Origin of the sequence: Streptomyces sp. NRRL F-525 (genome assembly GCF_000716605.1) — a bacterium.
In the GTDB taxonomy this organism is placed as follows: Bacteria; Actinomycetota; Actinomycetes; order Streptomycetales; family Streptomycetaceae; genus Streptomyces.
Map to the genome: position 1 here is coordinate 1 of NZ_JNXE01000101.1, position 3,196 is coordinate 3,196.

General features: G+C 73.0%; 2 protein-coding genes and 2 pseudogenes. All 4 read right to left on the reverse strand.

Features of this window, described 5'->3' with window-relative positions; genetic code table 11:
- Nucleotides 1-710, reverse strand: a pseudogene (locus OO69_RS48025) (beta-ketoacyl synthase N-terminal-like domain-containing protein); the annotation flags it as partial.
- Nucleotides 707-1,492, reverse strand: a complete 786-nt coding sequence (locus OO69_RS54040; RefSeq protein ID WP_420707980.1) for a beta-ketoacyl reductase — start codon at nt 1,490-1,492, stop codon at nt 707-709. The pseudogene OO69_RS48025 and the gene OO69_RS54040, both read right to left, overlap by 4 nt.
- A 72-nt stretch (nt 1,493-1,564) precedes the next feature.
- A pseudogene (locus OO69_RS54045) lies at nt 1,565-2,179 on the reverse strand (beta-ketoacyl reductase); the annotation flags it as partial.
- Between the two features lie 22 nt (nt 2,180-2,201).
- Nucleotides 2,202-3,196, reverse strand: a 995-nt coding sequence (locus tag OO69_RS49745) for a polyketide synthase dehydratase domain-containing protein (RefSeq protein ID WP_199811176.1), incomplete at its 5' end; no start/stop codon positions are given.

Here is a 3,196-nt window from a genome sequence, read left to right on the forward strand (position 1 = left end):
CACCAGGCCGACACCCTCGCCCCAGCCCGTACCGTCCGCGCCGGCCGCGAAGGCCCGGCAACGGCCGTCCACGGACAGGCCGCGCTGCCGGCTGAACTCCACGAACAGGCCCGGCGTGGCGATCACCGTCACGCCGCCCGCGAGAGCGAGCGTGCACTCGCCGTTGCGCAGTGCCTGAGTGGCCAGGTGCATCGTGACCAGCGAGGACGAGCAGGCGGTGTCGACGGTGACCGCCGGGCCTTCGAGGCCGAAGGTGTAGGACAGCCGGCCGGAGGCGACACTGCCTGCGCTACCCGTGCCGATGTAGCCCTCGAATCCGGCGGGCGCCTGACTCATCAGCCGGGAGCCGTAGTCGTTGTACATGACGCCGGTGAAGACACCGGTCTGGCTGCCGCGCAGCGACCCGGGCTCGATGCCGGCCCGTTCGAACGCCTCCCAGGCGGTCTCCAGCAGCAGCCGCTGCTGCGGGTCGATCGCCTGGCGTCGGCGCCGTCGGCGACCAGTCGCCACAGGTCCTCCGGCGAGCGGACACCGCCGGGGTAGTGGCAGCTCATGCCGACGATCGCGATCGGCTCCCGGGATGCCGTGGTGAGCGCCTGGTTCTGTTGCCGCAGCCGCTCGGTCTCCTTGAGGGACGTACGCAGCGCTTCGACGACTTGCTGGGTGGACGTGGTCATGGGAGTCGCTCCGCGGGTCGGGCCGTCAGTCACGAGTTGGTGTTGTCGAGTGCCATACGGACCAGGTCGTCGGCGTCCATCGCATCGATGAGTTCCACGTTCGCCTCGCCGTTGTCGCCGCCGTCGAGTGCCGAGCCGAGGTCGGCTCCGGCGAGTTGGAGCAGGACGTCCAGCAGGCCGGCGTCCCGGATCCGGGTGAGGGGGATGGAGCCGAACGCGGCGCGGATCCTGGTTTCGTCGGAGTCCGGATCGGCGCCGTCCGCCGAACCGCCGGACCCGGCGGGCGCCAACTCGGCGTCCAGGTAGGCGCTGAGGGCGCTGGGCGTCGGGTAGTCGAAGATCAAGGTGGTGGGAAGGCGCAGATCGGTGGCCGCGATCAGCCGGTTGCGCAGCTCGACCGCGGTGAGCGAGTCGAAGCCCAACTCCAGGAAGCCCCGGTCGTTGTCGACGGCGCCGGCCGTGCCGTGGCCCAATACCTCCGCCACATTGGCGAGTACGAGATCCCGTACCGCCGTCAGACGCTCGGCGCGGGACAAGCCCGCGAGCCGACCGGTCAGCGCCATGGCGGAGGCGGCGCCGCGGGAACCGGCGGACCGGCGGGCCGGAACACGGACCAGCCCCTGCAGGACCGGCGGGAGCGTGCCGCCTGCCGCCTGTCCGCGCAGCGCGGTCAGGTTCAGCTTGGCGGCGACCAGCGCCGGGCGGCCCAGGCCGACGGCGGTGTCGAGCAGTGCCAGACCCTCGTCCAGGGCGAGCGGGGCGATGCCGCCGCGATTGAGCCGGGCCAGGTCGGTGGCTTCCAGCGTGCCGCCCATGCCGCCGCTGGGCGCCCACAGTCCCCAGGCCAGTGCGGTGGCCGGGAGGCCGTTCGTGTGCCGGTGGGTGGCGAGGGCGTCGAGGAAGGTGTTGGCGGCGGCGTAGTTGGCCTGGCCTGGCGCGCCGAGGGTGCCTGCGGCCGAGGAGAAGAGGACGAAGGCGGCCAGGTCGAGGTCGGCGGTGAGGCGGTGCAGATTCCAGGCGCCGTCGACCTTGGGGCGGAGCACCGCGTCGAGGCGTTCGGGGGTGAGGGTGGTGAGGGTGCCGTCGTCCAGGACGCCGGCGGTGTGGATGACGGCGGTGAGCGGGTGTTCGGTGGGGATGCCGGTGATGAGGCCGGCCAGCGCGTCGGGGTCGGCGGTGTCGCAGGCGGTGATGGTGACGGTGGCGCCGTGGGAGGTGAGTTCGGCTTCGAGTTCGAGGGCGCCTTCGGCGTCGGGGCCGCGGCGGCTGGTCAGCAGCAGGTGGCGGGCGCCGTGTTCGGTGACGAGGTGGCGGGAGACCAGGCCGGCCAGGACGCCGGTGCCGCCGGTGATCAGGACGGTGCCTTCGGGGTTGAGCCCGGTGCCGGTGTCGGTGCCGGCGGTGGCGGTGGCGGCCGACGGGACCCGGGCGAGTCGGGGGACGGTGATCGTGCCGTTGCGGAGGGCGAGTTGGGGCTCGCGGGTGGCCAGGGCGGCCGGGAGGGCTGCCGCTGAGGCGTCGGTGTCATCGAGGTCGGCGAGGACGAACCGGTCCGGCGAGCCAGTCCTGGAGCAGGGCCAGCGTCTGCCGGGTCACGGTGTGGGCGTCGGCCGCCAGGTCATCGCCGCGGGTGGCGGTGACCGGGGCAATCACCGTCTGCGGGATCGGCGCGCCTGCGGCTGTCGCCACTTGGAGGGCGGCCAGGCGTGTGCCGGCCGGCGACTCGTCATCGAGGAAGACCCAGCCCTCGGTGCTCGGCACCGCCGCTTCACTCGAAACGGGCATCCAGCCGGTGGTGAACAGCGCGTCGTTGTCGGAGGTGGTGCCGCGCGCGGCGGTCAGCTGCTCGACAGTGACTTGGCGGAGCGTCAGGCCGGCCACGGTGGCGATCACGGCGCCGGACGGATCCGTCAGGGTGAGCGCCACCGCGTCGGGACCGGCCGGTTCCAGCCGTACCCGTACCGTCGTCACGCCCTCGACGTGCAGGCTCACGCCGTTCCAGGCGAACGGCAGGCCGAGTTGGTCGGCCGCGCCCTGGGTGATCGCCCGCAGCGCGATGAGGTGCAGGGCGGAGTCGAGCAGTGCGGGGTGGATGCCGAAGCCGGTGGTGTCCGTGCCCTCGGGGAGCGCGATGTCGGCGTAGAGGGTGTCGCCGTCGCGCCAGGCGGCTTGCAGGCCCTGGAACACCGGGCCGTATTCGGGGCCGACGGCGGCGAGTTGGGCGTAGAGGCCGGTGGCGTCGACGGGAGTGGCCCCGGCCGGCGGCCAGGCGGGGCTGTCCGGGCCGACGGGGATCGTGCTCTCGGAGGTGAGGATGCCGGTGGCGTGGCGGGTCCAGGTGTATTCGTCGGACGGCCGGGAGTGGACTGTCAGAGCCCGGCGGCCGTGCTTGTCAGGAGCTGCGGCGACCAACTGGACCAGGACGGTGCCCTGTTCGGGCAGTGCCAGTGGCGCTTCGAGGGTGAGTTCCTCGACGTGGGGCGCGTCGAGCTGGTTGCCGGCGTGCAGCGCGAGGTCGA

Excerpts from the sequence above, each read along its gene's own strand:
- OO69_RS54040 (WP_420707980.1), bottom strand. The coding sequence starts at position 1,492 with ATGGGCGGCACGCTGGAAGCCACCGACCTGGCCCGGCTCAATCGCGGC.